Source organism: Streptomyces sp. NPDC086766 (genome assembly GCF_044746005.1).
In the GTDB taxonomy this organism is placed as follows: Bacteria; Actinomycetota; Actinomycetes; order Streptomycetales; family Streptomycetaceae; genus Streptomyces.
In genome coordinates this window covers 1-1794 of record NZ_JBIVBI010000058.1, presented here as the reverse complement: position 1 = coordinate 1794, position 1794 = coordinate 1, and the positions used below count along the sequence as shown (strand labels likewise).

Annotated in this window: 1 protein-coding gene; it reads right to left on the bottom strand. The window is 68.7% G+C overall.

Annotated features, from left to right (window positions below; translation table 11 throughout):
- Positions 1–30 precede the first annotated feature (30 nt).
- Positions 31–1698, bottom strand: coding sequence for an IS1182 family transposase (locus tag ACIPM1_RS33815; protein WP_402441204.1), 1668 nt, complete (start codon positions 1696–1698; stop codon positions 31–33).
- Between the last annotated feature and the right edge of the window lie 96 nt (positions 1699–1794).

Sequence of the window (1794 nt, the reverse complement as noted above, 5' to 3'; positions counted from 1 at the left end):
CGGATGCTGTTGGCGAATTCGGGGGCTCGGTCACTTCGCTCCGCCGAGCGTGAGCTCGGCGGGGCGAAGTGCTGCGAAGTGGCTGGTGCGGGTGCGGGCTCGGGGTGTTTCGGTGAGGTGGGCGTCAATGCGGGCGAGGTTGATCGCGGCGCCGGTGAGTTGGTGTTGCAGGGCGGTCTTCGCGAGGCCGAGGTAGCGGGATCTGCGCAGGCCGCATCGCTGGGTGGCTTGGGAGATGGTGCCTTCGACACCGGCGCGGGTCTTGTAGCGCTCTTTCCAGGTGTCGGTGTCCTGGTCGGTGCGGGCCTGGCGGAGGGCTTCGTGTTCCTCGCGGGGCCGAAGGGTCAGGCGGCGGCCGACGCTGGAGGTGGTGCACTGCTGGCGGACCGAACAGGGCTGACAGTCGTTCTTGTTGAAACGGACCCGGATCACGGGGGTGCCTTCGGGTGAACGGTCCGGATTCCAGCGGGTCGTGGTCCTGCCTCCAGGGCAGGTGACCTGCTCGTTTTCCCAGTCGATACCGAAATCGTCGCCGGTGAATCCGCCGCCCGCCGCAGTCTGGGGACTGATGGCCCAGGCGGCCGGGCCGGTGAGGGTGAGGCCGTACTCGCGGCGGGCTCGCACGAGCGCATGCGCATCGACGTATCCGGCGTCGACCAGGTGCTCGGTCGGCAGACGGCCTGCCTCAGCAAGCTGGGCGTGCACGGGCTCGGTCATCGACACGTCGGGCACCGTGGCGCCGGTGGTGGCCACGTTCGTGATCAGGTTGGGAGTGTCCGGCTCGCAGGTCTCGGTGAAGTGGACCTTGTATCCCGCCCAGGAGGTGTCCCGCTTGACGCTGTTGCGGGCTTCAAGGTCGTAGGGGTTGACCAGGCATGTCGTGCCCGGCGGCCGGTCTTTTGGGTCCCGCCGCCTCACCTCGCCTTCGATTTGGTGGAAGTTCTGCACCCACATCTGGCGCAGGTGCTCCACCTGGTGGAGCGTGCGCAGTTCCGGCGGCGCCTGGCGGGACCAGACGGCCTGAAGCAGTCGTGTCCCGTCCCGTCCGATCCGCAGCCCCATCTCGTCCCGCTGGGTGCGGGCCTTGGGGAACCGGGAGTCCTCGGCCCTGGCGGCGTAGTGCTTGAACCAGTCCGGCTCGGCCACCTGCACCAGCCAGTCCGGGGCCGCCTGGGCCAGGGCGTTCAACGCTGACCGCAAGGTCTCCGCGACCCGCTCCAGCCAGACGACATCCCGGGCGGCTGTCAGCACGTGGGTGGAGTCGGTCCGCGCCCGGCCGGCCGTCTTGAGCAGCCCTTTCTCCCCGGCCGCGGCGATGATGCCGTCCAGAACACGCCGCCCCGCATCAGCCTCCACCAGACGGTCCCGGAACTCTGACAGCACCGAGAAGTCGAACCCGGGATCACTCAGTTCCAGGCCGAGGGCGTACTTGAAGTCGATCCTTGCCCGAACTGCCTCCGCGGCCTGCCGGTCGGTCAGCCCCTCCACGAACTGCAACACCAGCACAAGCGCTAACCGCCCCGGTGACCAGGCAGGCTTGCCCCGCGCCGGGAACAGGTCCGCGAACCCCTCATCCGCAAACAGCGGCCCTAACTCGTCGCGGACCCGGATCGCCAAGCTGCCCTTGGGGAACGCAGCCCGCGCCACCCGCACCGTCTCCGCCGGGACCTCACTCGGCCCGCTCGGCTGCATCGACATCCGCACCCACCCCATACGACAACGTCGGCCTTCAAGACCACAACCGGGTCTTGAAGGCCGACGTCACGCGAGCCACCGAATTCGCCAACAGCATCC